The following is a 24413-nucleotide window of genomic DNA, read 5'->3' as shown; positions in this document are numbered from 1 at the left end:
GCTCCTCCGCCGTCAAATTTTCCCCTTTGTCAAAATACTGACAAAGGGCTATGTGTTGTTTGGACGCGGAGGAGACTGAGGCGCGGCCAGCGCCGTTTTCCAAAGCGCTTTGAATTCTTCTGCTTTCCCGCCTATCGATACTTCCAGGTTCCACAGGAGCACATCATGGCCATTCGCACCGTCGTCTGGGGAGAGAATATTCACGAGAATACCAATGAGATCGTCCGGGGAATCTACCCCGAGGGCATGCATGCGACGATCGCCAACGCGCTGAATACAGATCCCGCTATCTCGGCGACGACGGCGACGCTGCAGGAGCCGGAACACGGCCTCAGCGAAGCCCGCCTTGCCGAAACCGACGTCTTGACCTGGTGGGGCCACAAGGACCACGGCGCGGTCTCCGACGTCGTCGTCGAGCGGGTCGCCAAACGCGTCTGGGAGGGCATGGGCCTGCTCGTGCTGCATTCCGGCCATTTTTCCAAGATCTTCAAGCGGCTGATGGGGACGCCCTGCGCGCTGAAATGGCGCGAGGCGGGCGAGCGTGAGCGTCTGTGGACGATCAACCAGCGCCATCCGATCGCCGCCGGTATCGGCGAGCATTTCGAGCTTGAGAACGAAGAAATGTATGGTGAGCAGTTCTCGGTGCCGGAGCCGCTCGAAACGGTGTTCATCTCCTGGTTCCAGGGTGGCGAAGTGTTCCGCTCAGGCCTGACCTGGCGACGCGGCGCCGGCAACATCTTTTATTTCCGCCCCGGCCACGAAACCTATCCGACTTATCACGACGCCAATGTTCAGAAGGTGCTGATCAACGGGGTGAAGTGGGCCTATAACCCTGAAGCGGCGTTGACCGGCATTACCGACGCACCAAATGTGCCGGTAGAAAAAGCACTGGAGCCGATCGTCGAACGCGGCCCGAAACTGCACCAGGCCGGCGAAGCCGGTTATCGCTGAGGAGCATCCATGCGACTACTCGTTCTTGGCACGGGGGTGATGGCGAAAAACCAGCTTGCCCGCTTCCCCCTCATCGACGGCGTGACAGTGGTCGGTGCCGTCGACACCGATCCTGAGCGGCTTTCGGCCTTCGCCGACAAGTTCAACATCGAAAAGCGCTTTCTTTCGCTGGAGGAGGCGATCGCCTGGGGTGAATTCGATGCGGCGACGAACGTCACGCCCGACCGGATCCATCACCCGACGACGATGGCGCTGATTGCTGCAGGCAAGCATGTGTTCTGCGAAAAGCCGCTGGCGGAGAACTATGCGAAGGCGCTTGAGATGACGGAGGCGGCCGAAAAGGCCGGCGTCATCAACATGGTGAACCTGACCTATCGCAATGTCGCGCCGCTGCAGCGCGCCCGTGAGATGGTGCTATCAGGCGAACTCGGCACGATCAGGCACGTGGAAGCCTCCTATCTCCAGAGCTGGCTCGTGTCGCGTGCCTGGGGCGATTGGCGGACGGAATCGACCTGGCTGTGGCGGCTTTCCACCGGCCACGGCTCGAACGGCGTGCTCGGCGACGTCGGCATCCATATCCTCGATTTTGCCGCCTATGGCGCGGCGACCGACATCGACCACGTCTTTGCGCGGCTGAAGACCTTCAACAAGGCGCCGGGCGGCCAGATCGGCGAATATCTGCTGGATGCCAATGACAGCTTCACCATGTCTGTCGATTTCGCCAATGGCGCGCTCGGCGTCATCCACGCCAGCCGCTGGGCGACAGGGCATCTGAACGAGCTGAAGCTGCGCATTTATGGCGAGAGGGGCAGCCTCGAGGTCATCCATCGTCCCAGCGGTTCCGAGCTGCATGGCTGCCTCGGCGAGGGTGTCGAAACTGCCACCTGGACGCAGATCGAAGTTGAACCGGTGGCGACCAACTACCAGCGTTTTGCCGAGGCCGTGGCAAGCGGCATTCAGCCGGACCCGAACTTCCGCCACGCCGCCAACCTGCAGAAGGTGCTCGACCTCGCCATGGTGACCGAGCGCGAACGACGCGAGCTGAAGGTCTGATGGAGGGATCGAACCGCTCACGATAGGAAGGTCGTGAGCGGTTTCCTCGCCGCATATCTTTATAAGGCATTCTATATTCTCATTTTCCTGCCTCTGGTAGATCTGGGGCATAACAGGGCAAGCAGCATGAAAAGCCTTCTGACAAGCTGGCCGCTTTGGGCACTTCTTTCCGCCGGCTTTGCTGCACTCACGGCGATTTTCGCCAAAGTCGGCGTCGAGAACGTGAATTCCGACTTCGCGACCTTCATTCGCACCATCGTCATCCTGCTGGCGGCGGGAATGATGGTCTCTATCTCAGGCAACTGGCAGGAACCGTCCTCAGTGTCGAGCAGGAGCTGGCTCTTCCTGGTGCTCTCAGGCCTTGCCACCGGCGCATCCTGGATTTGCTATTTCCGAGCGCTGAAGCTGGGCGATGCCGCCCGCGTCGCGCCGATCGACAAGCTATCCGTCGTCTTCGTGTCCATCTTTGCGGTGCTGTTCCTCGGCGAACGCCTCACGTTTCCGAACTGGCTTGGCGTCATTCTGATTGCGGGAGGCGCCGTGCTCGTCGCCTACAGGGCTTAACCGGCGACAAGCATAAGGCGTTTTCGCAACGGCACGAAAAAGGCCCCGCCGAAGCGGGGCCGGAGGTGGCCGGGCCGCAGCAGACGGCCTCGGCAGGTTGATTATTCAATCACCTGCACCACGCGGTGGGTGCGGGGCTCGACGATCACGCGTTGATTGTTGATGACCGTATAGGCATATTTCGGATTGTCCGGCACCGGGGTGACGACGACATCAGCCGGAAGCGGCTTGCCGACGACGATCGGTTCCTGGACGACCACCGAGGCGGTGGGGGCCGGCTGCTGCTGGACATAGGTCACGACCTCGCGCGGCGGCGGATCGACGACCGCACCGGCGACACCGCCGGCTATACCGCCAACGGCAGCACCCACAGGACCACCGACGATCGCGCCGGTGATGGCGCCACCGGCTGCACCCGTTACGGCTCCGTCAGCGAGAGCGCTGGTGGCAAGCGACGACAGCGCAAGGGCGCTGGAGACAAGTAGGATCTTGTACATTTTGCTTCTCCTTAACTGGGGTTGCGTTTGGGTAACGACCACGCCAGTCCGGGGTTCCGGCAGGAGAGAGTCACGCTTTGGAAGCCCGGTTCACATTCTGTGAGGCGGCCGAAGCGTGGGTCGGAAGGCCTTATTCCAGCCGTCGGCGGAAGAGCCAGGCGGCAGCGGTGAGCGTGACGGTGGCGATCAGCGCCAGGGGGATCGTCTGGTTTACCACCTCGCTCAAGGGGATATCTTTCAAGAAAACGCCTTTGACGATCACCAGAAAATAGCGCAGCGGGTTGATCAGGGTTATCGGCTGCAGCCATCCCGGCATGTTTTCGATCGGTGTCGCAAAGCCCGAGAGCAGCATGGCCGGGACCATGAACAGGAAGGCGCCGAGGATCGCCTGCTGCTGCGTCATCGACAGCGCCGAGATGAAGAGGCCGAGGCCGGCGACCGAGCCCAGATAGAAGATCGCACTGCCGTAAAGCAGGAAGAGCGAGCCGCGCAGCGGCACCTCGAAGAGGAAGACGGCGGCGAGGATATAGACGGTGATGTGGAAGAGGCCGATCATCATCGGCGGGATCAGCTTGCCGATCAGGATCTCATGCATGCGCAGCGGCGAGACCATCAACTGGTCGAAGGTGCCGAGTTCGCGCTCGCGGGCGATCGACAGCGCCGTGACGATCAGGCCGATCAGCAGCGCGATGCTGGCGATGAGGTTCGGCACCATGAACCATTGGTAGGTGAGGTTCGGGTTGAACCAGTTGCGCGGCACGGAGGAGACCATCCCGGCGCCGGCGCGCCTGCCTGCCGGCGTCTCGGCGGCAAGGGCGCCGCCGATCTGCGAGAGATAGCCCGCGACGATCTGCGAGGCATTGGAACGGCGGCCGTCGAGCACGACCTGCAGGTCGGCCGGCGTTCCCGCTTCAATGTTGCGCGAGAAATCCGGGCCGATCTCTATCGCCGCAATGGCTGTCTGGGTATCGATCGCCACCTGGACGTCCGCCTGACTGACGGCGATCTCGATGTTGCGGAAGGTCGGCGAGCCATCGATGCGCTGGATCAGTTCCTGACCCCAATTGCCGCTGTCGCGGTTGAGGATCATGACATCGACATTGCGCACTTCGAGCGTTGCGGCATAGGAGAAGACGAGAAGCTGGACGATCGGCGGGCCGATGAGGATGGCGCGGCCCTTGGGATCGCGCAGCACGGCGAGCAATTCCTTGACGATCAGGGCGTAGAGCCTCGTCCACATCTCAGCCGATCCTTTTTCTGGTGCTGCGGGCGGCAAGCACGAACATGATGGCGCCGATCGTCAGCATGACGGAGATGGCCCGGCCGAACATCGGCCAGATGTCGCCGGCGAGGAACACGGTCTGCAAGCTTGGGATCAGGTAACGCGCCGGCACGATGAAGGTGATCCACTGGATGACAACAGGCATGGAATTGATCTCAAAAAGGAAGCCCGACAGCAGGAAGGCCGGGAGGAAGGCCGAGATCAGTGCCAGCTGCGAGGCAAGGAACTGGTTCTTCGTTGCCGTCGAGATCAACAGGCCCTGGCCGAGTGCCGGGATCAGGAAGGCGGTCGACAGCGCATAGAGGGCGGCGACGGAGCCGCGGAACGGCACGCCGAAGAGGAAGACCGCAAGCAGCACGCAGAGCGTCATTGAGGTGAGGCCGAGCAGGAAATAGGGCAGGATCTTGCCTGCGAGCAGTTCGACCGCCGTCACCGGCGTCGCCATCATCGCCTCCATGGTGCCGCGTTCCCATTCGCGGGCGACGACGAGCGAGGTCAGAAGCGTGCCGACCAGGGTCATGACGATGGCAATCGAGCCCGGCACGAGGAAATTGCGGCTGGTCAGTTCCGGATTGAACCAGAAGCGTTGCTCGACCGAGATGGCAGGACTACGCAAGGCGACGTCCGCCTGCCTCTGCCGCTCCCAGTTGGCGACGGCGCCCTGAGCATAATTCTGCACAAAATTCGCGGTGTTCGGATCGGAGCCGTCGACGATCACCTGGAGAGAGGGGCGGTTGCCGGCGGTGTAGCGCGTGGTGAAGTCGGCCGGAATGACGACGATGCCACGCACCTTGCCGATTACGAGGTCTTCCTCGAACAGACGCCGGTCGCGTCCCATGGCGACATCGAAATAGCGCGAGGCCTGGAAACTGGCCGCGAGGTCCTGCGTCAGCGGCGTCATCTCCTCGGTCACAAGGCCGATGCGCGTGCGGGTCGTATCGAGTGAAACGCCGTAGCCGAAAAGAAAGAGCAGGATCAGCGGCAGCACGAAGGCAATGAGGATGCTGCTCGGATCGCGGATCGCCTGAAAGCTTTCCTTGCGCACCAGGGCTGAAAGACGCCGCAATCGGTTGGAGGAGGCGCTCATGCAGCGTTCTCCGCTTCCGATTGCTGGACGAGCGCGATGAAGGCGTCCTCCATCGTTGGGTCCGGCTGCTCCTGGGTCGCGACCCGGGCCTTCAATTCATCGGGCGAGCCGAGCGCAATCGAGCGGCCGCGGTAGATCAGCGAGATGCGGTCGCAATATTCCGCCTCATCCATGAAATGAGTAGTGACGAGTACGGTGACGCCTTTTTCCACAAGCGCATTGATATGCGTCCAGAATTCGCGCCGAGTGATGGGATCGACGCCGGAGGTCGGTTCGTCGAGGAAGAGGGCGCGCGGCTCGTGCATGACGGCGCAGGCGAGCGCCAACCGCTGCTTCAGGCCGAGTGGCAGATCCTTGGCCGGCTGGCCGATATGGCGGCCGAAATCGAAGATGCCGGCCATGAGATCGATGCGCTCGCGCCGATGTTTTCCGCGAAGCCCATAGACACCAGAGAAGAATTCGAGGTTCTGCATGACGGTGAGGTCGCCGTAGAGCGAGAATTTCTGTGCCATGTAGCCGAGCTGATTGCGGGCTTCGGCGGCATCTCGGCGCAGGTCGAAACCGGCGACGCGGCCTTCGCCGCCGGTCGGCTTCAGAAGGCCGCAGAGCATCTTGAAGGTGGTGGACTTGCCGGCGCCGTTCGGGCCGAGCAGGCCGAAGATCTCGCCGCGGCGGATTTCGAAGCTGATATTATCCGCGGCGGTGAAATCGCCAAAACGCTTGGTCAGTCCCTTGGCCTCGATCACCGGCGGGTCGCCCGCGGCCTTCAGAGGCGCCTGCGCCTCGGCAAGCCTGGAGCGGCCGCCGGGGCCGCCGCCCAGCATGTCGATGAAGGCATCCTCGAAACGCGGCGGGGCAGGGGTGAGCGTCGCGCCATCGCCGACCGAGCCGATATCCGGTTTCTTGTCCTTGGCAACGACGAGGCGGATCGCTTCGCCCTGGATCACGCCGTCGATGACGCCATCGGCTTGCAGAAGCCCAGCGAGCACCTGCCGGCGGCGCCCTGTCATGCCCGTCACCCGGAAGACCCTGTCGTTGACGCGGCCGGTCATATCAGCCGGTTTTCCCGAAAAGAGCAGCTTTCCTTGGTTGAGCAGCAGCACATGATCGCAGGCTTCCGCTTCGTCCAGATAGGCGGTCGACCAAAGCACGCCGATGCCCTCTTTCGTCAGGTTCTCAACCATCTTCCAGAGGTCGCGGCGCGAGATCGGGTCGACGCCGACGCCCGGCTCGTCGAGCAGCAGCAGGCGCGGCTTTTTCAGAAGCGCGCAGGCAAGGCCGAGCTTCTGTTTCATGCCGCCGGAAAGTTTGCCGGCCAGCCGGCCGGTGAAGCGTTTGAGATCGGTGAAGGCAAGCAGTTCGTCGAAGGCGCTGGCGCGTTCGCTCTTCGGCAGGCCGCGCAAATCGGCATAGAGATCGAGGTTTTCCTGCACCGAGAGGTCCTCATAGAGGCCGAAGCGCTGCGGCATGTAGCCGATCGCTGCCTGGATGCCGGCGGCATTCTTCCTGGTGTCTAAGCCGAGAACCTCCACCGCGCCGGTATCGGGCAGCATCAGGCCGGTCATCAGGCGGATTAGCGTCGTCTTGCCGGCGCCGTCAGGGCCGACGAGACCGGTGATCGCGCCGCCGCCGATTGTGCCCGAGACGGCGTCGAGTGCGGCGGGCGCATCGCCGAAACGCTTGGTGACGCCGTCGATCCGGACGAGCGGCCTGTCGTCCCAACCTGCCTGGGGGGCAGTTTCGGCGGTGCTCATCGTCCGCCTGCCGTCGGCGCGGACAGGTGCACGGTGACCGGCATGCCTTGGCGCAGGTCCGGGCCGGGTCTGTCGATGACGATCCGGAGGCGATAGACGAGATCGGTCCTGAGTTCCGGCGTCTCCACCGATTTCGGGGTGAATTCGGCAACCGGCGAGATAAAGCCGATCGTGCCTTGATAGGGCTTGTCGGGCGCCGTATCGGAAGCGACGGAAACCTTCATGCCGGGATGGATGCGGCCGAGGTCGGGCTCGGCGACATAGCTGCGCACCCAAACGGGCTCGGTCAGGGACAGCACGAAGACGGTATCGGCCGGCGAGACGATCGCGCCGGTTTCCCGCACACGCGAGAGGATGACGCCGTCATTCGGCGCGCGCAGTTCCGTGTCGGCGAGCGAGGTGCGGGCCGAGGCGAGCGTCGCTTCGCCTGCCTTCACCTGCGCATCGGCGGCGGCGATATCTTCGACGCGCGAACCCTCCTCAAGCAGCTTCAACGCCTCGTTGGCGGATTGGGAACGCGCGGTGGCCATCGCCTTTGCGGCGGTCGCCTGATCGAGGCTCGCTTCGGAAATCGTGCCTTGCGGGCGAAGCTGGCGGGCGCGGTCATAGGCGAGGTTGGCATTCTGCAGATCCGCGAGGCTTTCGTCATAGGCGGCGCGCGCCTGGGCGATCTCGGTCGGCCGTGGTCCGGCCTTCAGCTTGTCGAATGTCGCCCGAAGTGCTGCGACATTAGCCTCGCCGGAGCGGACGGCGAATTCATAGGGTGCGGCGTCGAGCTTCGCCAGGACCGTTCCGCTCTTGACCACATCGCCCTCGTCGACGCGCAGTTCGGAAAGGCGACCGCTGACACGAAAACCGAGCGAGACCTGGCGGATATCGACATTGCCGTAAAGGACGAATTCGCGGCGGGCCTCGGGCAGCCAGCCGAGCCTTTCGGGCAGGCCGTACCACCAGCCGGCGGCACCCGCCGTGAGGAGGAGCAGGATGACGATTGGAAACGTGCGTTTCATACTGAACCTCCTCTCGGCGGACCGAGGAGATCGACCAATTCGGCGGCGATGCGGCGCAGGGTTTCCACCTGTTCCGGGCCTATGGCATCCCATTCCATCTGGGCGAGCACGGCCGCGTGGGTGACGCGAAAGACCAGGATGCTGCCGAGAAGGTTGAAGGTGCGCAGGCGCACATGCTCCGAGCTAGGGTCCTCACAGAGGATGGCGCCGATCAGCCGCCGGCCCATCTCGATCATCGGCCGCATGATGCCCTGATAGACCCGTGTGAAGGCCTCGGTCGGCTCCATTTGCTCGCGGATCAGGAAGCGCGCCCAGGATTCGGATTCCTTGCCGACGAAAAGCGTCACCATGGTCTGCAGAATTTCGGTGAGGAAGCGACGGGCTTCGGCTTCGGCGAGCCGTTCGCCGGCGGCGTCGAGCGCCAACAGATGCATGCCGATGCGCGCCCTCATGTCACCGACATGCGTGTCGATGCGTGCCATCAGATATTCGGCGGTGGCGAGGTAGAGGCCCTCCTTGCTGCCGAAATAATAGGGGATGGCCTGCAGGTTGACGCCGGCGGCTTCGGTCAGCTGGCGCGTCGAGGCGCCGTCGAAGCCGTAGCGCCCGAAGACGTCGAGAGCAGCGGTCAGCATCTTCTGGCGCGCGATCTCGGCGCGGGCGGAAACTGGCGGAAGTTGGGCGTCATGTTCCTGGTTCATGACAATTTCATAACATTGGACAGAAAATAAGTCAATCGATTGATATATTTCGTGCTGCAGACCGACCTGCGCTGGCGAAGGAGGGCGATCAGCCGAGAGTGATGTGCCGTTCAGCCCTCAACGTCGATCGTATCGGAGAATTCAGCTGCCCACGGGAAATGCCAGGCGATAAAGGCAAAGAGGCCCGTGACGACGGACCTCTCAGGGTTCTCAGGGCGGGAAAAAGAAAACCAAGCCTCGGGGTTGGCTGCTAACAGGTAGCGATGCACTATCACTAATTTTCGCGACACTAATGTGTCTGGTGTCAATGTTGCAGGGCAAAAAAGGCTTGGCGTTTTTTTCTATTTCCACGGTCATTTTTTGACACAAAACTGCCTTGCTCTTTCCGTATCGCCGATGCGATGCGTATCCAAATTTATATCATCGCGCTGCTGCTCAGCGCCATCATGTGGTCGATCTCGTTCGATGCGGCGCGGGAATCCTATCATGCTGCGCAAAGTGCGGGATTGATGCCGAACCTGCACATCAATAAGAAACTGGATCGCATTCTGTAGACTGCGATCCAGCGCCCGGTTATCGGCACGTTTCGCCGACATTGCCTCCGCGGCCCGCCGGGCCGGCCGACCTTTTTCCCTGTGGATCCCGAGGCTTTTCCGAGAAAATCAAATTTCGTAAAATTTGACCGATCGGCTTAAAAGCCCTGAAAATACTGACGTGTAGAGTGGTCTCATGAAAGCGGCCGAGGCGTGGACAGACGCATCGATCGTTTGGAGCCGGGCGAAGCAAAAGCCCGGCGATCCGCAAAACGGGGACTTCGACATGCACAAGACGCTCGCCGCCATCGCCTTGACTCTGACCATCACCGTCGCTGCCGGGCCAGCATTCGCCATCGGCCCCGCCAGCCTTGGCCGCGACCTGATGTACACCTCTGCCATCGGTCATTCGCCCGAGGTTCCGTTGACGACACGTGCCGGTTTCGTGCGCCTGGGCGTTCCGTTCGTTCTGCGCAGTCCGGCCGAGATCGAAGGCGAGGGGTACCGACTCAAGACCTATTCACAGAGCCTTAACGTTGTCGTCGATTACGTGTTTTCGACAGCGGTTGAGGCCGTACAAGCGGTTACGTTTCTCCGCTGATACCTAGCTAGATTCTAGGTCGATCCGGCCTAGAGTCATCCGGATCTAGGCGCCGAGTTCGCTGCGGACGTCGAGATACCAGTCGACGAAGGCCTTGACGCCGACATCCAAGGTCGTATCCGGCTTGTATCCCGTCAGTGCCACGAGCAGGTCGGGGGCTGCGAAGGTGCGCGGCACATCCCCCTTCTGCATCGCCAGCATCTTGCGGATGGCAGGACGGCCGAGCGCCTTCTCCACCGTTTCAACGAAATCCATCAGGCTGACCGGCTGGCCTCCGCCAATATTGACGACGCGAAAGGGCGCCTGGCGCGAAAGCGTTTCAACAGCCGCGTTGTCGAGACGGTTATCCTCGCCCGGGGCGATTGCCGACAGCCTGACGATCGCTTCGATCAGATCGTCGATATAGGTGAAATCACGGCTCATATTGCCTTCGCCGTAGATCTCGATCGGCTGGTCTTCGAGCATGTTCTTGGTGAATTTGAACAGTGCCATGTCGGGCCGGCCCCACGGACCATACACCGTGAAGAAACGAAAGGCCGTGGTCGGAATCTTGTGAAGATGGGCGTAGCTATGCGCCATCAGTTCCATCGATTTCTTCGTCGCGGCATAGATGGTCAGCGGTTCGTCGGCGCGATCGGTCTCATGAAAGGGGACGGTCGCATTGGCGCCGTAGATCGACGATGTCGAGGCCAGCATCAGGTGGCGGACTTCGACGCGCCGGGCGATTTCCATGATGTTCCACGAGCCTTCGACGTTCGAACGAAGATAGGCCTCGGGGTTTTCCAGGCTGTAGCGCACACCGGCCTGGGCGGCGAGGTGGATCAGGACGTCGGGTTTGGCCGCCAGAACAGCCGCTTCCAGCGCCGGCCGGTCCTCGAGCATTGATATGACGGGTCTGAAGGCCGGAAACTGGGAGAGTGCTGCATGGCGCATCTCCTTGAGCTTGACATTGTAATAGGGAGTGAGGCCGTCGAAACCTGTGACGTCATGCCCTTCCTGCAGCAGGCGCCTGGCCAGATGAAAACCGATAAAGCCGGCAGTGCCTGTAATGAAGTAGCGCATTCCCACCTTTTCTCGACTCCTTGCCGACGGCAAAGAGCCGACTCCGTCTCACGTGCCCCCCACTTACAAGATAAGAAGAGGCCGAGTCGATAGGTCTTTGAAAGAGAGGGCGGCGCGTCTGAAGGCCGGCCGCGGCCATCGGCTATTATGCTGCATTGCGGCATGGAGGCCTGCATGTTATGGCCGGCGGGTCATCTGCAAGCAGGTCAGGATCGATGAGAGAGATAATTTACTGGATTCTCTGTGCGTTTCTGACCGTTGCCATGGCGATCGTATCTTTGCGCTATGTGACGAACTTCTGGCTGCTGTCCTTCCTCTATAGCTTTCAGGTTCATTTCGGCGTCCTTTTTGTGATCGCCAGCTTTATCATTCTGGCTGTCAGGAGACGGATCTACGGCTTCGTCCTTCTGTTTGCATCGCTTCTTCTCATCACTCACGGCGTCATCATGCAGCGCGAGTTTTCGGAGGACGACAGAGGCGCAGACAGGCCGCCGCTTTTTCGTCTGATGTCGTTCAATGTCGCGATCGACAACTGGAAAAACTCGACTGCAATCACCGACATGGTGATCGCTTCGAATGCCGATGTCGTCAATCTGCTCGAAGCCAAGCCGCTGACATTCCATTTGCAGCAGCTGTTCAAGGCCTACCCCTATCACATCGGCTGCGACAACGGGAAGGATAACTGCGATACGCTGGTGCTGTCCAAACGCCCGTTCGTCAGTCGGCAGGTCGCAAGCATGGGCAGCCTCAGAAAAGACAGGCTTGTGATAGCGAGCGTCGAGTTCGACGGCGAAACCATCAATCTGGTCTCGGCGCACCTGACCAAACCCTACTTCGATGATTTCCAGATGGCGGAATTGGAAGATCTCGGCAAAGCGCTGGGTTCGATCGACGGCCCTCTGGTGCTGGCAGGTGATTTCAACTCCGCGGCGATCGCCCCGAGCATCCAGGGTTTCCTGCGCGAACAGAAACTGAAAACGATCGTGCCGGAACCGGCAACATGGCCAGTCGGCGCCGGCTTGCTCGGGATCGCCATCGATCACATATTTGCCCGCGCGCCGCTTCATCTGACGTCGCTGAAACGTCTCGATGACAATCTTGGCTCGAACCATTCAGGCCTGATCGCTGAATTCGTTCTCGACAAGGATGGCGAAACTTCACCGGCAAGGTAAACTTGCCGGGGCATGGTGAGCTTGCCTGGACAAGGTGACTTGCCCAGGCAGGCAACCTGCCCCGGCAAAGTCAAAATCTCGTTCTGCCGCCTTTTTTGTCAATCATCTGAAATTTCTCGCCGTCGGTTTTCACGTTGACGCAGTCGGTCGACTTGTTGGGAAACCGGACGCAGACTTGGCCATTGGTTATTTTATATCCATTGGCGTTGCCCTTACGATATTCGTAACCGTTGCTGCTTTCTTTCAGTTCCGACGTGCCCGGCAAATGCTCGCGAATTTCGGCTTCGCTTGCGGTTCGCATTTTTGCGGTTTCGGCAAACGCCATTCCCGGTCCCATGATTGCAAGAACTCCGGCGAGGGCGGGCAGCGTACGCATCAGGGGGATATCTCCGGTCATGTCTTTCGGTGCGTCCATTCTACGCGAATTCCGATAGCGACTTCAACAGCGATGGCGGTCGCGCCGGAAAAGCCGGCGCATTGTTTGGGCCTGACCCGCGATCCGGCCGCGACGTCACGTTCTTCCGAACTCGTCGACGATACGAATGATGTCGTCCTCGCCGAGATAGGAGCCTGTCTGAACCTCGATGAGTTCGAGAAGAATCTTGCCGGGGTTGGCGAGGCGGTGGACTTCGCCGAGCGGGATATAGACGCTTTCGTTCTCGCGCAGCATCCGAACGCTCTCACCGACCGTCACCTCGGCCGTTCCCTTGACGACGACCCAGTGCTCGGAGCGATGGTGGTGTTTTTGCAGCGATAGCTTCTTGCCCGGCGTGACGAAGATGCGCTTCACCTGGAAACGATCGCCGTTGAAGATGGAGGTATAGCCGCCCCAGGGGCGATAGGATGTCGGATGGGTTTCGGCGAATTTCGCCGTGGCGGACGTAGAGGCCAGCATCTTGACCAATTGTCCGACATTCTGGCTGTCTTTGAGCGGTCCGACATAGACGGCGTCTTCGCTGGCGATGACGGCGACATCGTCCATGCCCTGGACGGCAAGATGCACGCCATGGGTCATGACGAGCGAGTTGCGGGTATTGACGACGGTGGTGTTTGCGGCGGCGACATTGCCGTTGTCGTCGCGGGCGCCTGATTTCCAGACGGCATCCCAACTTCCCATATCAGACCATTTGAACGGCGAGGGAACGATGGCGGCTTTGGACGTCTTTTCCATGATTGCATAGTCGATGGAGATATCGGGGCTTTTGGCGAAATGGTCGGCGTCGAGGCGGGTGAAATCGAGGTCGCGGCTTGCTTTCGAAACGGCCTTGCTGGCCGCCTTCAGTACATCGGGCGCGTATTCCTGCAGTTCGGCAATGAGTTCCGTCACCGGGAACATGAAGATGCCTGAGTTCCAGTAGAAGCCGCCGTCGGCGAGCATCTGCTCGGCCTTCTCCTGTGCCGGCTTTTCGACAAAGCGCTTGACCTTGTGCGCACCGTTTTCGAGGGCATCGCCGATCTCGATATAGCCGTAACCCGTCGCCGGCTCCGTCGGGGTGATGCCGAAGGTTACGAGCTTGCCGTCGGCAGCGGCATCGCGGGCGATGCGGATGCAATCAAAATAGCTCTTATCGGCAAGGATCTCGTGATCCGAGGCGAGCATCTGGATGATCGTGTGCTTGCCGAAGAGATCGGCGGCAAGCGTTGCGGCCGCGGCTACCGCTGCGGCCGTGTTGCGGGCGACAGGTTCGAGCAGGACCGCTGCGAGCGGGATGGCGCGTTCGCGAGCCTGTTCGGCGACCAGGAAGCGGAATTCCTCATTGGTGACGACGATGGGGGCTTCATAGAGTTCGGGATCGGAAACGCGTTCGAGAGTTTCCTGAAACAACGTCTTGTCGCCGACGAACTGGATGAATTGTTTCGGTGCGGTGGCACGGGAAAGCGGCCAGAGCCGCGTGCCTTTGCCGCCGGCCATGATCACGGGAACGATTTTCTGCGTCATAGGCGGGTTCCTTGAAATAAACGGCTTGTTCGTCGCATGTTGCCGGGCGCCTGCCCAGTCTCTTATTCGATTGAGCCCTGTATTCAGCAGGTCCAGGGCTGCAGCTTCGCTGCCGGCCTCCGTGTAGCAGCGCATTTCCGGCGCATTGCCGGACGGGCGGAAATGAATGATCCCGCCATCCCTTAGCGTCACGCGAAGTCCGTCGATGTCGGATTTTGTCGCTACCTCGCCGATCGGCTGCAGGAAAGCCGAGAGATTTTCTTCCGAAGCGCGCAGATGCTCCATCAGCGCGGCACTCGTCTCCAGCGGAAAATTCTCGAGGCGATCGGCGGCGGCAAAGGGCAGGTGATAGGAGGCGGCAAGGGCAGAAAGCGGCTGCCTGCGAATGGCAGCGAGCGACAGGATCGCGAGCATCGGGACAAAACAATCGCGTGTCGGCAAGGCTCGCACGGCTCTGTCGTTGATATCGAAAGGGGTTGCAGTCAGCAGCCCGCCATTGGCCTCAAAGCCCATGACATGGTCTTCGCCGGCCGCTACCGCCTCTTCCATGCCGGCGATGACGAAAGGCGAGCCGACGCGGGTGCGCCTGACGGCGAAAGAGCCCGCGGCCTCGATGCCCGAATTGGAGGTCACTGGTGTTACCACCGTGCCGGCGCCGAGAAAATTGGCTGCGACAAGGCCGAGAAGGTCACCGCGCAGCGGCGTGCCGGTTTCGTCTGCGACCAGCGGGCGGTCGCCGTCGCCATCGGTCGAGACGATCGCATCGAACTTGTGATCGGACGTCCAGCGCTTCATCAGCGTGATCGTCTCGTCGGAAACGGCTTCGGTGTCGACGGGAATGAAACTCTCCGAACGTCCGAGAGCGGTGATCTCGGCGCCGTAATGGGCGAGAACGTCGACCAGCAGATCGCGGGCGACGGTACTGTGCTGGTAGACGCCGATCTTCAAGCCGGAGAGCGCACCTTGCGGCAGCAGGGCGGCATTGCGTTCGAAAAAGAGCTGCCGGCAGATCGCCTCATGATTTTCGGTCTTGGCCGGTGCCTCTGCAACGGCCTCGCCCGTTCGTTCGATCTCGGCCGCCCATGCAGTGATTGCGGCCTCGTCCGATTTGTCGATTTCGCCATCCGGGCGATAGAACTTGATGCCGTTGCGGTCCGCCGGAATATGCGAGCCCGTGACCATCAGGCATGCGGCGTTGCTTTCGAGGCCATAAAGGGCAAGCGCCGGTGTCGGCACATTGCCGCAGTCGAATAGCCGGAAGCCGAGCGCGGCGAGTGCGCCGGCACAATTTCCCGAGATATCCGGGCTCGAATCGCGAAAATCGCGGCCGATCAGAATGGTATCGCCGAGCTGCGCCTTCCCGGTCTGCAGCAGATATTTGCCGAACGCCGTCGCATAAAGCGCAGAGGCGCGTCCCTTGAGATCCACTGAAAGTCCGCGAAGGCCGCTCGTGCCGAATTTCATTTGAAGAGATGTCTCCGGTTTACGATCAAGGTTCTACTCAGGCCGCCTGCCGGCGTAAATACCGAAGCCGTCATATAGTTAAACACGAACGACGATGCCTCGGACAGCCTCTCGTAGTCTTCTTTCGCCGATTCTAAAGGCGTAGACCCATTGCCGACAGGCATTGCAGCGTAGATCGATTTTGTTAGAACCGTGTGTCCGTTGTTTCGTCATATGCGAAGGGTTTGCTGGATGAGCGATACATCAGTCAGTCTCGAAGAGAGCTGGAAGACCGCCTTGGCGGGGGAGTTCTCAAGCCCCTATATGCAGCAACTTAAAGCCTTTCTTGTCGCGCAGAAGCAGGTCGGCAAGCGGATTTTCCCCCGGGGTAGTGAATATTTCCGCGCCCTAGACCTCACCCCGATCTCCAGCGTCAAGGTCGTCATTCTCGGCCAGGACCCCTATCACGGGCTGGGGCAAGCCCACGGGCTGTGCTTCAGCGTGCGGCCGGGCGTGCGCATACCGCCCTCGCTCGTCAATATCTATAAGGAGATGGAGACGGATCTCGGCATCGCGCCGGCGCTCCATGGTTTTCTCGAACATTGGGCAAGGCAAGGCGTGCTGCTGCTAAACAGCGTGCTGACCGTCGAAGAAGGGCAGGCGGCGGCCCATCAGGGCAAGGGGTGGGAGAAATTCACCGACGCCGTCATCCGCAAGGTCAACGACGAGTGCGAATCCGTCGTCTTCATGCTCTGGGGCTCCTACGCCCAGCGCAAGGCCGCCTTCGTCGATACGACACGGCATTTGGTGCTGAAGGCGCCGCACCCCTCGCCGCTTTCGGCCCATAACGGGTTTTTCGGCTGCGCGCATTTTTCTAAGGCGAATGCCTTCCTGCAGTCACGTGGACGCGCGCCGATCGACTGGCAATTGCCGGCTAATCCCGATGATGCTTAAAGCGCGTCGCAATCGTTCAGATTCGCTCCACGTGCTTTAGCTCTTTGTTTTTACGCATGTCGTTATCGCAAAACCGCTGCACAGTTTTGTGCGACATGCTTTAGATGTGAACGCAAGTCTGTGTTCGTTCACTAAAAGAAGACAATGCGTTTTGGTCTGCGGGTCTGTTCTGTGGGCGCTTCAGCGCGCATCTTAGCCTCATCGAAAGCCCGCAACGGCGGGCATGAAAGGGGTCTCACATGCTCGATCAAATCAAGGGTCTGCACCACGTCACGTCGATGGCGGAGGACGCCCGCACCAACAACCAGTTTTTCACCAATGCGCTCGGCCTGCGCCGAGTCAAGAAGACGGTGAACTTCGACGCGCCTGATGTCTATCACCTCTATTATGGTGACGAGACCGGTGCACCCGGCACAGTCATGACCTATTTCCCGTTCCCGAAGATGGCGCAGGGCCGTCCCGGCACCGGCGAAGTCGGCACGACGGTGTTTTCCGTTCCACAAGGCTCGATCGGCTTCTGGAGCGATCGGTTTGCCACGCTTGGTGTCGGCGGCCTGAAGGCCGAGGAAAGTTTCGGCGAAAAGCGGCTGAATTTCTCTGGGCCCGATGGCGACGGCTTTGCGCTCGTCGAGGTCAAGGATGATGCCCGCCAGGCCTGGACACATGGAGGAATCAGCGAGGACCATGCCATTCGCGGCTTTCACTCCGTGGCCATGCGGCTGCGGGACGAGGGCGCCACCGCCGAACTCCTGAAGTTCATGGGCTATGAGGTCGGAGAGGAAAGGGACGGCGTCAAGCGGCTGATCAGGCCTGACGGCAACGGCGCGCATCTCATCGATCTCGAGACCATGCCGAACATTGCCCGGGCGCTTCCCGGCGCCGGCTCTGTCCACCACGTCGCCTTCGCCGTCGAGAATCGCGAGAAGCAGCTCGAAGTGCGCAAGGCGTTGATGGACACCGGCTTCCAGGTCACGCCGGTGATCGACCGCGATTATTTCTGGGCGATCTATTTCCGCACGCCTGGCGGCGTGTTGTTCGAGGTCGCGACCAATGAGCCAGGCTTCGACCGGGACGAGGATACGGCCCATCTCGGCGAAGCGCTGAAGTTGCCGCAGCAGCACGCCCATCTTCGAGCGCTGCTCGAGCAGCACCTGCAGCCGCTCGAAGCGTAAGGAGAGGCGATATGACCGAAACTGGATATGTGCACCGGCTGCATGCCGGTGCGCCTGATAAGCCGATCCTGCTGGTGCTGCACGGCACCGGTGGCGACGAGAACCAGTTCTTCGATCTCGGCCGGCGCCTGCTGCCCGAAGCAACGGTTCTCTCGCCGCGCGGCGACGTTTCCGAATATGGCGCGGCGCGGTTCTTCCGGCGCACAGGAGAGGGGGTCTACGACATGGCCGACCTTTCACGGGCGACGGAGAAGATGGCCGCCTATGTCAAGGCATTCGGTGACAAGCACCAGGCTTCCGAGATTTTCGGCCTGGGTTTTTCGAACGGTGCAAACATTCTTGCCAATGTGCTGATCGAGAAGGGCATCTTCGATGCCGCGGTTTTGATGCACCCGCTCATTCCGTTTCAGCCTGAAGCCCAGGCAACGCTTGCGGGGAGAAAGGTGCTGGTGACGGCCGGCCAGCGGGATCCGATCGCTCCCGTCGCCATGACCGAGGCGCTATCGGCGCATCTGAAGAACCGCGGGGCGGAGGTGCGGATGGTTTGGCATCCCGGTGGCCATGAGATTGCCCCGCTCGAGATCAATGCGGTCCGCGATTTCTTCGGCGGTGATTGACGCGCACCGGTCGGTTTGAGACGGGTTGGCGGGACCGGCAAATGCCGGTTCCGTATCTTTTTGAACCAATGGCCCTATCGTCGTTGATGGCCAGGAGATCAGGGGCGAGGAGGATATTTGCCCCGGATGGCCTTCATGTAAAAATTCCCCGGGGATTCGGCCATCGTCAAACCGACGACCACTCCTTTGGGAACGCCTTCATATTCTCGCCTCTGACCGTTTGTCAGGTAGACCCGTAGATGCCGGCTGTCTTCGTCGTAGGTGATCGCCTCGATAAGTTTCGAATCAACCGCAGTTTCCACTTTGCACCCCGCAGTTTGGGATCTGAGATTTCTGGTGAAGAATGTCATTCACGCTCGCAATACGCCATCATCATGCGCCGCCGCAGTAGCGTCAAGCATGATAAGCTTAAACGTTCATTTTTTTCTACAGGCTCTCGTTATAGTTGATTTATACAGCTTTTTCGGCGGTGTCGCCTGTGGAAATCCGATTGCCGGAAATTCTTCAGCTCCGAGAACTGGTGACCGATACAGCTGCTGATGGAGCGAACATTACGGTTTAACGCCGAATTAACCCTCATATACCAAAATACAGCGCAATATTAATCGTGATACCCCTTTCAAAATGACTGAATACAAATTGCCGTTTCTCGCAATAGTAGATTCGCTGTCGCGGGAACGCGAGCCGACGTATCTCCGAAAGCCGATCTGCATGCCAAGATTCCCCGAAGATGACGATGTGAGAACTGGCTGATCCGACGCGAAGGTTCGGTGTCCTGTAGGAGAGAGCGTTCCGGCAGCCATTGATGACATCGGAAACAGCCTCGGTTCACAGCCGATGCAGCAGATAACGAAGGATTATATCGTTGCGAATCTGGCAACCGGTTCCGGTTACAATTTCGATAAGGCCGTGATCAGGCCAACTTCTTTTTGAACACTGGGCCTCATGCCCGTGCGGGATGGGTAGAAAATGGAGCTTCTCCGACAAGCTTACGTGCTGTCGGATCTCATAAATGGGTTATATGTTTAACTATCTCGGGCCGTGGCGGCAACAGATACCGATATTGGCCGGCAACCGCAAAGGACGCGCTCGGCTGACGTTTGCCGAAGGCGAATTCGCTGCGGTCTACGCGATGAGCGATATCCACGGATGTTATAACGAGCTCATCGAGGCACATCGCCGCATCGAGGAGGATGCCGCGCGCATTCCGGGGCCGAAACTGATCGTCATGCTCGGCGACTATGTCGACCGCGGGCCTGATTCAAGCGCTGTGCTGGAGTTCCTCAGCAGGACCCCGCCGCCGGGATTTCAGCGTTTCGCTCTGTGCGGCAATCACGACGCGGAGCTGGTGAACCTCTATCGCAAACCGGCGCGCATTCTTGAATGGCTCGGCTTTGCCGGGACGGAGACGCTGCACTCGTACGGTATCGATATCGAACATCTGCTGCAGTCGGCGGCAGGAAGCGAAATGATTGCGCGCGTCATTCGCAATATGATCCCCGAGCGGCATATCCAGTTCCTGGAATCGCTGCCGATCATGCTGCGGATGGGAAGGGTGGTCTTTGTCCATGCCGGCATCAAACCGGGCATCGACCTCAAGAGGCAGAAGGACAGCGACCTGATGTGGATCCGCCAACCCTTCCTGGATGAGGGGCCGCAGCTTCCCGTCCTGGTGATCCATGGACATACCCCGGGGCGAATCCCGACCTTCGGCCCGCAACGCATCGGTATCGACACCGCGGTTTCGGCGACGGGCCGGTTAACCGTGCTGACGATCAAGGGAACGCGGGTCGGGATCCTTAATTAGGCGTGCCGCCCGGAACCGTATACGCTTTTCGGCGCCATGCTCAAAAGCAAACGCCGCGGGCTTTATGCTCCGCGGCGTCAGGATGATTACCGATTTACCAGGACCTGTCAGGTGTTTGTCGATTCCTGATAGAGATTGGTGCCGATGCCGGTGTAGGTAAAGCCGTGTTTGCGGACCTCGTCGCTGCGGTAGATATTGCGCAGGTCGACCAGGACCGGGGCGTGCATCGCTTGCTTCAGGCGATTGAAGTCGAGCGCGCGGAACTGGTTCCATTCGGTGACGATGACAAGCGCATCCGCACCGGCGGCCGCTTCATAGGGGCCGCTCGCATATTCGATGTTCTCGATCACCTTGCGGGCGTTCTCCATGCCTTCGGGATCGTAGCCGACCACCCGGGCGCCGGCGTCCTGCAGGGTCTGGATGACGGCAATCGCCGGGCTGTCGCGCATGTCGTCGGTGTTCGGCTTGAAGGTCAGGCCGAGAATCGCGATCTTCTTGCCGCGAATGTCTCCGCCGACGGCCGCGATCACCTTACGTCCCATCGCCCGCTTGCGGTTGTCGTTGATCGAGATCGTCGTCTCGATCAGACGGACCGGCGCGTCGTAATCCTGCGCCGTCTTGGCAAGGGCAAGCGTATCCTTGGGGAAGCACGAGCCGCCATAACCCGGCCCGGCATGCAGGAACTTGGCGCCGATACGGCCATCGAGACCGATACCGCGCGAAACATCCTGGACGTTTGCGTCGACCCGCTCGCAGAGATCGGCGATCTCGTTGATGAAGGTGATCTTCATCGCGAGGAAGGCATTGGCCGCATATTTGATCAGTTCCGACGTGCGGCGGGTGGTGAAGACCAAGGGGGCCTGGTTGAGGTAAAGCGGACGATAGACCTCGGTCATGGTTTCGCGCGCCCGGTCGTCATTCAGGCCGACGACGATACGGTCGGGACGCTTGAAATCCTCGATCGCCGCGCCTTCGCGCAGGAACTCCGGATTGGAAACGACGGCGACATCCGCCACAGGATTGGTTTCGCGCATGATGCGCTCGACTTCGTCGCCGGTGCCGACCGGCACTGTCGACTTGGTGACGATCACGGTGAAGCCTTCCACATAGGTGGCAATCTCGCGCGCGGCCGCATAGACATAGGAGAGGTCTGCGTGGCCGTCGCCGCGCCGCGATGGCGTGCCGACTGCGATGAACACGACGTCGGCGCTACGGACGCTTTCGCCGACATCCGTCGAAAACGACAGCCGGCCAGTGCTGGTATTTTCGGCGACCAATTGCTCCAGACCCGGCTCGTAGATCGGAATGCGGCCTTCGCGAAGGGCTTCGATCTTACTCAGATCCTTGTCGACGCAGATGACGTCGTGGCCGAAATCCGCGAAGCAAACGCCTGAAACGAGGCCGACATAGCCTGATCCAATCATCGTGATGCGCATATTTCCCTCAAATCATTGGAGTAGAACGTCATGCTGCGTCGCAGCATGACGTTGGTCATACTGAATCTGGGTGAAAAGACAATATCGAAGATCGCTTGATACCCACATCGAACATCGAACCGGGGGCACGACAACGCGTTGCCCGCTACCCCCTCGACAGCAAGAAACATAGGTTTGTGTGGGCAATGTGACAAGTCGAGCCGTTCGTCAGAGCCGGCTCGACGTCAATTCCGGAAGACCGAGTTTGGTGTTCCCGCAGGCCAAGCCTCTACAGCCGGTACCAGACATAGGGGTCTGTCCCCGATTGAATCTTGTCCCAGCGCAGATCGGTATCCCGCCAGTTCTTGATGCTGCTTTTCCTGTTGTCGAGCACGAGGTCACCCTTGTCGGTCCTGACCACGAGGACCGCATGTCCTTCACCGGAGGGTGTATATGCCGTTGCGATTCGCAAAGCGCGCGACGACCAACCCATCGCGATCAGCCGACTGCGCTTGGTCAAGGCGAAATCTTCGCAGTCGCCGCTGCGAACATTCACCTTCCAGACATCGCCGTTCAGTTCGCTGCTGGAGTCGTTGCGGCCGATCATCGTCCGATTGACCGTGCTGTTCACGTTTTTCAGCTGCAGCATCTGCTCGTCGGTGAGCGCAACGACCGAGAGCCCATTGTTGTCACGGCATTCGGCCGGGTTCTGGGCGCAGAACAATACCTGGGCGAAGGGTGGGATGATCTTGCCTTTTTCGGAGATATAGCTGACCGCCGAACTACCGTTCAGGCCGCGGGCGAAACCCGCGGGACCGGCGGCAAATGCCGAACAGGCATTGCCCGCTGTAAGGGTCAGCGCCAAAAATGTAACGAACGTTTTCTTCATCTGTTAAATCCCCGTTCAGGGCAACCGATTGAGATCAGGCTTGCCTTTTTTCTCGGTCAATGGCATGGCGATCTGATGATCTGCCAAGTATTGGGCGCAGAATATCTGTCCCGTTTCTGCTGCTTGGAGGGAGCATAGCCGGGCCTTGTCTCGATTGGCTTAAACCTTTCGCGACAATTTTAAACAATGTGGAATTCTGTTACACTTTAGCACGCAAGTGCTTGATGTTCAACTTATGTTAGTACGAGTAAATTAAACTCTTCGGTTGCAATGGCTTTGGTCGCCGCCTTCTCTGGTAAACGAATTCACATGTTCTCCAACCTCATCAATAAGCGGGTCTTGCGAGAGGTTTTGCTTTTTGCCTTCATCGGCCTCGTTATATTGACGCTCATACCGTTCGGAAGCGTTACACCCTTGGCCTTCGCCTTCGCGGCGATCGGAATGTTTGCTCTCGCCATTATTTCGGGACTGCTGTTCGGAGAGCCGAGACAGAGCAGGGGGGTATTCGGCATCGTCCTGTTTCTGCTGATCGTTCTGACAGGATGGATGTTTATTCAGACGATCCAACTGCCTTCGCGGTGGCTGGCAAATCCCGCTTGGGATGTCGCGCGTGACCTGGCGGGCGTCAATTACGCGGCGATCTCCGTCGAACCGGCCGACACGTTCGCCTCGATCCTCTGGGTGGCGCTGCCCTTCGTCACGTTCCTGACCGGGCTTCTCTTATGCGATACCGATCAGCGCGCGAGGACAGTGCTTAACGGTCTCGGGCTTTCTGCAGGCATCATCGCAGTTTTCGGCCTGCTGCAATTTTCGCTGTTTCCCCGCATCCTGATCGTCGTCGAGAAACACGCCTACCTCGACAGCCTGACCGCGGTCTTCGTCAACCGCAATACCGCCGCGACCTTCCTTGGGCTTGGGACGCTGCTGATGCTGACCCTGGTCAGAGACATCGCCCGTTCCTATTCAAACCATCCGCCCGGCGAGCCGGGCCGAAACACGCTTCTCCTGAGATCGTGGATCTACGCCCTGCTCTTGTGCGCATGCTTCACCGCGCTGATGTTGAGCCGCTCGCGCGCCGGGATATTTGCGACCTTTGTTGCCGCTCTCATCTATTTTCCGTGGCTTGTCATCCATTGGAACGGCTCGAGGCGTCATCTGAAACCGGTGCCAAGATGGCGTTCGATGCTGAAGCTGCTCTCGGCGATTGTGTTCGTCGTCGTGCTGCTGACGATGTTTGCCGGCCAGGCGATTTTGCGCGCACAAGAGCGGCGGCTCGAGGATGATGATCGGTTCTGCATCCTGCCGGGCATATGGCGTGCCATTTCGGATCATTGGTTGACTGGGACCGGTCTTGGAACCTTCCGGACCGTATTTTCTGCCTACCGCGATCCGGCCTGCGGAATTTTCGGGATCTTCGACCGGGCTCATAATTTCTATCTCGAAGGATTTCTGGGCCTCGGAATAGTATTCCCGATTGCGGCGATCCTTGTTTTCTCGGTGCTTGCCAGCGTGTTCCGGCGCGGGCTCGCGCAAAGACGGCGCCTGAGGCACTATGTTGTTCTTGGCTTGGCCGCGACGGTTTTGGTCGCCCTTCATGCGGCGGTGGATTTCTCGCTGCAGATACCGGGTTTTGCCGTGTTTTATTCAGCCTTCCTCAGTGCAGTTGTCGCGATCAGTCTTGGACGGAGCAGCGGGGAGGTGGACATGGCATATGAGCGGTCGCTAACCAATTAAATTCTAAATGGATGGATTTTATGAAGATTTTTGGAAAATAGCGATTGTGCAGGTGCGAGCTGTTGACTCTGAAACGCAAGAAATTTTATAGCGGGTACAGTCTTCGGATTGTTGCGGCGCCAGAAAAGTCGGCCTGGGTCGTTTTCCGCTTCCTAAAGGGCTTGGCGTTGCCAGCC

General features: G+C 59.9%; 23 protein-coding genes and 1 pseudogene. 10 read left to right on the top strand and 14 right to left on the bottom strand.

The window, feature by feature from the left end; genetic code table 11:
- Positions 1-165 precede the first annotated feature (165 nt).
- From PO860_RS15535 to PO860_RS15525, 3 genes are all read left to right on the top strand, one after another.
- A complete protein-coding gene (locus PO860_RS15535; RefSeq protein ID WP_183607850.1) occupies positions 166-951 on the top strand; it encodes a ThuA domain-containing protein in 786 nt (261 codons plus the stop codon).
- A gap of 9 nt (positions 952-960) precedes the next feature.
- Positions 961-2004 (top strand): Gfo/Idh/MocA family protein, encoded by a 1044-nt coding sequence (locus tag PO860_RS15530; RefSeq protein ID WP_272781813.1) that lies wholly within the window; start codon positions 961-963, stop codon positions 2002-2004.
- Positions 2005-2130: 126 nt separating this feature from the next.
- Entirely contained in the window at positions 2131-2568 is a 438-nt protein-coding gene (locus tag PO860_RS15525) for an EamA family transporter (RefSeq protein ID WP_183607852.1), read from the top strand.
- A gap of 101 nt (positions 2569-2669) precedes the next feature.
- On the opposite strand, the gene PO860_RS15520 is transcribed toward PO860_RS15525, so the two are convergent.
- From PO860_RS15520 to PO860_RS15490, 7 genes are all read right to left on the bottom strand, one after another.
- Positions 2670-3065 (bottom strand): DUF1236 domain-containing protein, encoded by a 396-nt coding sequence (locus PO860_RS15520; RefSeq protein WP_183607853.1) that lies wholly within the window; start codon positions 3063-3065, stop codon positions 2670-2672.
- 130 nt (positions 3066-3195) lie between these two features.
- Entirely contained in the window at positions 3196-4305 is a 1110-nt protein-coding gene (locus tag PO860_RS15515) for an ABC transporter permease (protein ID WP_272781815.1), read from the bottom strand.
- A gap of 1 nt (position 4306) precedes the next feature.
- Positions 4307-5434 carry an ABC transporter permease gene (locus tag PO860_RS15510; protein WP_275037894.1) on the bottom strand — a complete coding sequence of 376 codons (1128 nt, stop codon included), beginning with the start codon at positions 5432-5434 and terminating at the stop codon, positions 4307-4309.
- Positions 5431-7188 carry an ATP-binding cassette domain-containing protein gene (locus tag PO860_RS15505; protein WP_275037893.1) on the bottom strand — a complete coding sequence of 586 codons (1758 nt, stop codon included), beginning with the start codon at positions 7186-7188 and terminating at the stop codon, positions 5431-5433. Before PO860_RS15505 ends, PO860_RS15510 begins: the two co-directional genes overlap by 4 nt.
- The gene (gene hlyD, locus PO860_RS15500; RefSeq protein WP_275037892.1) at positions 7185-8198 is read right to left on the bottom strand and encodes a secretion protein HlyD; all 1014 of its coding nucleotides are present in this window, start codon (positions 8196-8198) and stop codon (positions 7185-7187) included. The genes PO860_RS15505 and hlyD overlap by 4 nt, the downstream gene beginning before the upstream one ends.
- Positions 8195-8899 (bottom strand): CerR family C-terminal domain-containing protein, encoded by a 705-nt coding sequence (locus tag PO860_RS15495; protein WP_275037891.1) that lies wholly within the window; start codon positions 8897-8899, stop codon positions 8195-8197. The genes hlyD and PO860_RS15495 overlap by 4 nt, the downstream gene beginning before the upstream one ends.
- Before the next feature lie 353 nt (positions 8900-9252).
- Positions 9253-9495, bottom strand: a complete 243-nt coding sequence (locus PO860_RS15490; RefSeq protein ID WP_183607859.1) for a hypothetical protein — start codon at positions 9493-9495, stop codon at positions 9253-9255.
- A gap of 133 nt (positions 9496-9628) precedes the next feature.
- Between PO860_RS15490 and PO860_RS15485 the strand changes: the two genes are divergently transcribed.
- A complete protein-coding gene (locus PO860_RS15485) occupies positions 9629-10033 on the top strand; it encodes a hypothetical protein (RefSeq protein ID WP_275037890.1) in 405 nt (134 codons plus the stop codon).
- A gap of 45 nt (positions 10034-10078) precedes the next feature.
- On the opposite strand, the gene PO860_RS15480 is transcribed toward PO860_RS15485, so the two are convergent.
- Positions 10079-11095 carry an NAD-dependent epimerase/dehydratase family protein gene (locus PO860_RS15480; RefSeq protein ID WP_183607860.1) on the bottom strand — a complete coding sequence of 339 codons (1017 nt, stop codon included), beginning with the start codon at positions 11093-11095 and terminating at the stop codon, positions 10079-10081.
- Between the two features lie 215 nt (positions 11096-11310).
- Here PO860_RS15480 and PO860_RS15475 point away from each other — a divergent pair, with 215 nt between their 5' ends.
- Positions 11311-12267 carry an endonuclease/exonuclease/phosphatase family protein gene (locus PO860_RS15475; RefSeq protein ID WP_275037889.1) on the top strand — a complete coding sequence of 319 codons (957 nt, stop codon included), beginning with the start codon at positions 11311-11313 and terminating at the stop codon, positions 12265-12267.
- Between the two features lie 70 nt (positions 12268-12337).
- On the opposite strand, the gene PO860_RS15470 is transcribed toward PO860_RS15475, so the two are convergent.
- From PO860_RS15470 to PO860_RS15460, 3 genes and pseudogenes are all read right to left on the bottom strand, one after another.
- Entirely contained in the window at positions 12338-12643 is a 306-nt protein-coding gene (locus PO860_RS15470; RefSeq protein WP_183608339.1) for a hypothetical protein, read from the bottom strand.
- A gap of 135 nt (positions 12644-12778) precedes the next feature.
- A complete protein-coding gene (locus PO860_RS15465) occupies positions 12779-14206 on the bottom strand; it encodes a mannose-1-phosphate guanylyltransferase/mannose-6-phosphate isomerase (RefSeq protein ID WP_183608340.1) in 1428 nt (475 codons plus the stop codon).
- Positions 14207-14248: 42 nt separating this feature from the next.
- A pseudogene (locus PO860_RS15460) lies at positions 14249-15670 on the bottom strand (phosphomannomutase); the annotation flags it as partial.
- A gap of 231 nt (positions 15671-15901) precedes the next feature.
- On the opposite strand from PO860_RS15460, the gene ung reads away from it, so the two are divergent.
- From ung to PO860_RS15445, 3 genes are all read left to right on the top strand, one after another.
- Positions 15902-16603, top strand: a complete 702-nt coding sequence (ung, locus tag PO860_RS15455) for a uracil-DNA glycosylase (RefSeq protein ID WP_183607862.1) — start codon at positions 15902-15904, stop codon at positions 16601-16603.
- 239 nt (positions 16604-16842) lie between these two features.
- Positions 16843-17775 carry a VOC family protein gene (locus PO860_RS15450; RefSeq protein ID WP_183607863.1) on the top strand — a complete coding sequence of 311 codons (933 nt, stop codon included), beginning with the start codon at positions 16843-16845 and terminating at the stop codon, positions 17773-17775.
- Positions 17776-17786: 11 nt separating this feature from the next.
- On the top strand, positions 17787-18392 hold the full coding sequence (locus tag PO860_RS15445) for an alpha/beta hydrolase (RefSeq protein WP_273884556.1): 606 nt from the start codon (positions 17787-17789) through the stop codon (positions 18390-18392).
- Positions 18393-18490: 98 nt separating this feature from the next.
- Here the strand turns inward: PO860_RS15445 and PO860_RS15440 are convergent, their stop codons facing one another.
- Entirely contained in the window at positions 18491-18742 is a 252-nt protein-coding gene (locus PO860_RS15440) for a KTSC domain-containing protein (protein WP_097620712.1), read from the bottom strand.
- Positions 18743-19404: 662 nt separating this feature from the next.
- Here PO860_RS15440 and PO860_RS15435 point away from each other — a divergent pair.
- A complete protein-coding gene (locus tag PO860_RS15435) occupies positions 19405-20199 on the top strand; it encodes a metallophosphoesterase (protein ID WP_183607865.1) in 795 nt (264 codons plus the stop codon).
- Between the two features lie 107 nt (positions 20200-20306).
- Here PO860_RS15435 and PO860_RS15430 read toward each other — a convergent pair whose 3' ends face one another.
- Both PO860_RS15430 and PO860_RS15425 read right to left on the bottom strand, forming a co-directional pair.
- Entirely contained in the window at positions 20307-21635 is a 1329-nt protein-coding gene (locus tag PO860_RS15430) for a UDP-glucose dehydrogenase family protein (protein ID WP_183607866.1), read from the bottom strand.
- Positions 21636-21903: 268 nt separating this feature from the next.
- The gene (locus PO860_RS15425; protein WP_272781822.1) at positions 21904-22503 is read right to left on the bottom strand and encodes a transglutaminase-like cysteine peptidase; all 600 of its coding nucleotides are present in this window, start codon (positions 22501-22503) and stop codon (positions 21904-21906) included.
- A 309-nt stretch (positions 22504-22812) separates the two neighbouring features.
- On the opposite strand from PO860_RS15425, the gene PO860_RS15420 reads away from it, so the two are divergent.
- Complete coding sequence (locus tag PO860_RS15420; protein ID WP_183608341.1) at positions 22813-24237, top strand: O-antigen ligase family protein; 1425 nt, start codon at positions 22813-22815, stop codon at positions 24235-24237.
- Positions 24238-24413: the final 176 nt, after the last annotated feature.

The sequence above is a fragment of the Rhizobium binxianense genome (genome assembly GCF_028994275.1).
GTDB lineage: Bacteria > Pseudomonadota > Alphaproteobacteria > Rhizobiales > Rhizobiaceae > Rhizobium > Rhizobium binxianense.
The sequence above is the reverse complement of the archived record's forward strand: the minus strand, read 5'-3'. Positions and strand labels throughout refer to the sequence as shown.

Excerpts from the sequence above, each read along its gene's own strand:
- PO860_RS15445 (WP_273884556.1), top strand. The coding sequence starts at position 17,787 with ATGACCGAAACTGGATATGTGCACCGGCTGCATGCCGGTGCGCCTGAT.
- PO860_RS15525 (WP_183607852.1), top strand. The coding sequence starts at position 2,131 with ATGAAAAGCCTTCTGACAAGCTGGCCGCTTTGGGCACTTCTTTCCGCC.
- PO860_RS15430 (WP_183607866.1), bottom strand. The coding sequence starts at position 21,635 with ATGCGCATCACGATGATTGGATCAGGCTATGTCGGCCTCGTTTCAGGC.
- PO860_RS15515 (WP_272781815.1), bottom strand. The coding sequence starts at position 4,305 with ATGTGGACGAGGCTCTACGCCCTGATCGTCAAGGAATTGCTCGCCGTG.
- PO860_RS15465 (WP_183608340.1), bottom strand. The coding sequence starts at position 14,206 with ATGACGCAGAAAATCGTTCCCGTGATCATGGCCGGCGGCAAAGGCACG.
- PO860_RS15510 (WP_275037894.1), bottom strand. The coding sequence starts at position 5,434 with ATGAGCGCCTCCTCCAACCGATTGCGGCGTCTTTCAGCCCTGGTGCGC.
- PO860_RS15450 (WP_183607863.1), top strand. The coding sequence starts at position 16,843 with ATGCTCGATCAAATCAAGGGTCTGCACCACGTCACGTCGATGGCGGAG.
- PO860_RS15495 (WP_275037891.1), bottom strand. The coding sequence starts at position 8,899 with ATGAACCAGGAACATGACGCCCAACTTCCGCCAGTTTCCGCCCGCGCC.
- PO860_RS15425 (WP_272781822.1), bottom strand. The coding sequence starts at position 22,503 with ATGAAGAAAACGTTCGTTACATTTTTGGCGCTGACCCTTACAGCGGGC.
- PO860_RS15490 (WP_183607859.1), bottom strand. The coding sequence starts at position 9,495 with ATGTCGGCGAAACGTGCCGATAACCGGGCGCTGGATCGCAGTCTACAG.
- PO860_RS15435 (WP_183607865.1), top strand. The coding sequence starts at position 19,405 with ATGGGTTATATGTTTAACTATCTCGGGCCGTGGCGGCAACAGATACCG.
- ung (WP_183607862.1), top strand. The coding sequence starts at position 15,902 with ATGAGCGATACATCAGTCAGTCTCGAAGAGAGCTGGAAGACCGCCTTG.
- PO860_RS15505 (WP_275037893.1), bottom strand. The coding sequence starts at position 7,188 with ATGAGCACCGCCGAAACTGCCCCCCAGGCAGGTTGGGACGACAGGCCG.
- PO860_RS15420 (WP_183608341.1), top strand. The coding sequence starts at position 22,813 with ATGTTCTCCAACCTCATCAATAAGCGGGTCTTGCGAGAGGTTTTGCTT.
- PO860_RS15440 (WP_097620712.1), bottom strand. The coding sequence starts at position 18,742 with ATGACATTCTTCACCAGAAATCTCAGATCCCAAACTGCGGGGTGCAAA.
- PO860_RS15480 (WP_183607860.1), bottom strand. The coding sequence starts at position 11,095 with ATGCGCTACTTCATTACAGGCACTGCCGGCTTTATCGGTTTTCATCTG.
- PO860_RS15535 (WP_183607850.1), top strand. The coding sequence starts at position 166 with ATGGCCATTCGCACCGTCGTCTGGGGAGAGAATATTCACGAGAATACC.
- PO860_RS15485 (WP_275037890.1), top strand. The coding sequence starts at position 9,629 with ATGAAAGCGGCCGAGGCGTGGACAGACGCATCGATCGTTTGGAGCCGG.
- PO860_RS15470 (WP_183608339.1), bottom strand. The coding sequence starts at position 12,643 with ATGCGTACGCTGCCCGCCCTCGCCGGAGTTCTTGCAATCATGGGACCG.
- PO860_RS15520 (WP_183607853.1), bottom strand. The coding sequence starts at position 3,065 with ATGTACAAGATCCTACTTGTCTCCAGCGCCCTTGCGCTGTCGTCGCTT.
- hlyD (WP_275037892.1), bottom strand. The coding sequence starts at position 8,198 with ATGAAACGCACGTTTCCAATCGTCATCCTGCTCCTCCTCACGGCGGGT.
- PO860_RS15530 (WP_272781813.1), top strand. The coding sequence starts at position 961 with ATGCGACTACTCGTTCTTGGCACGGGGGTGATGGCGAAAAACCAGCTT.
- PO860_RS15475 (WP_275037889.1), top strand. The coding sequence starts at position 11,311 with ATGAGAGAGATAATTTACTGGATTCTCTGTGCGTTTCTGACCGTTGCC.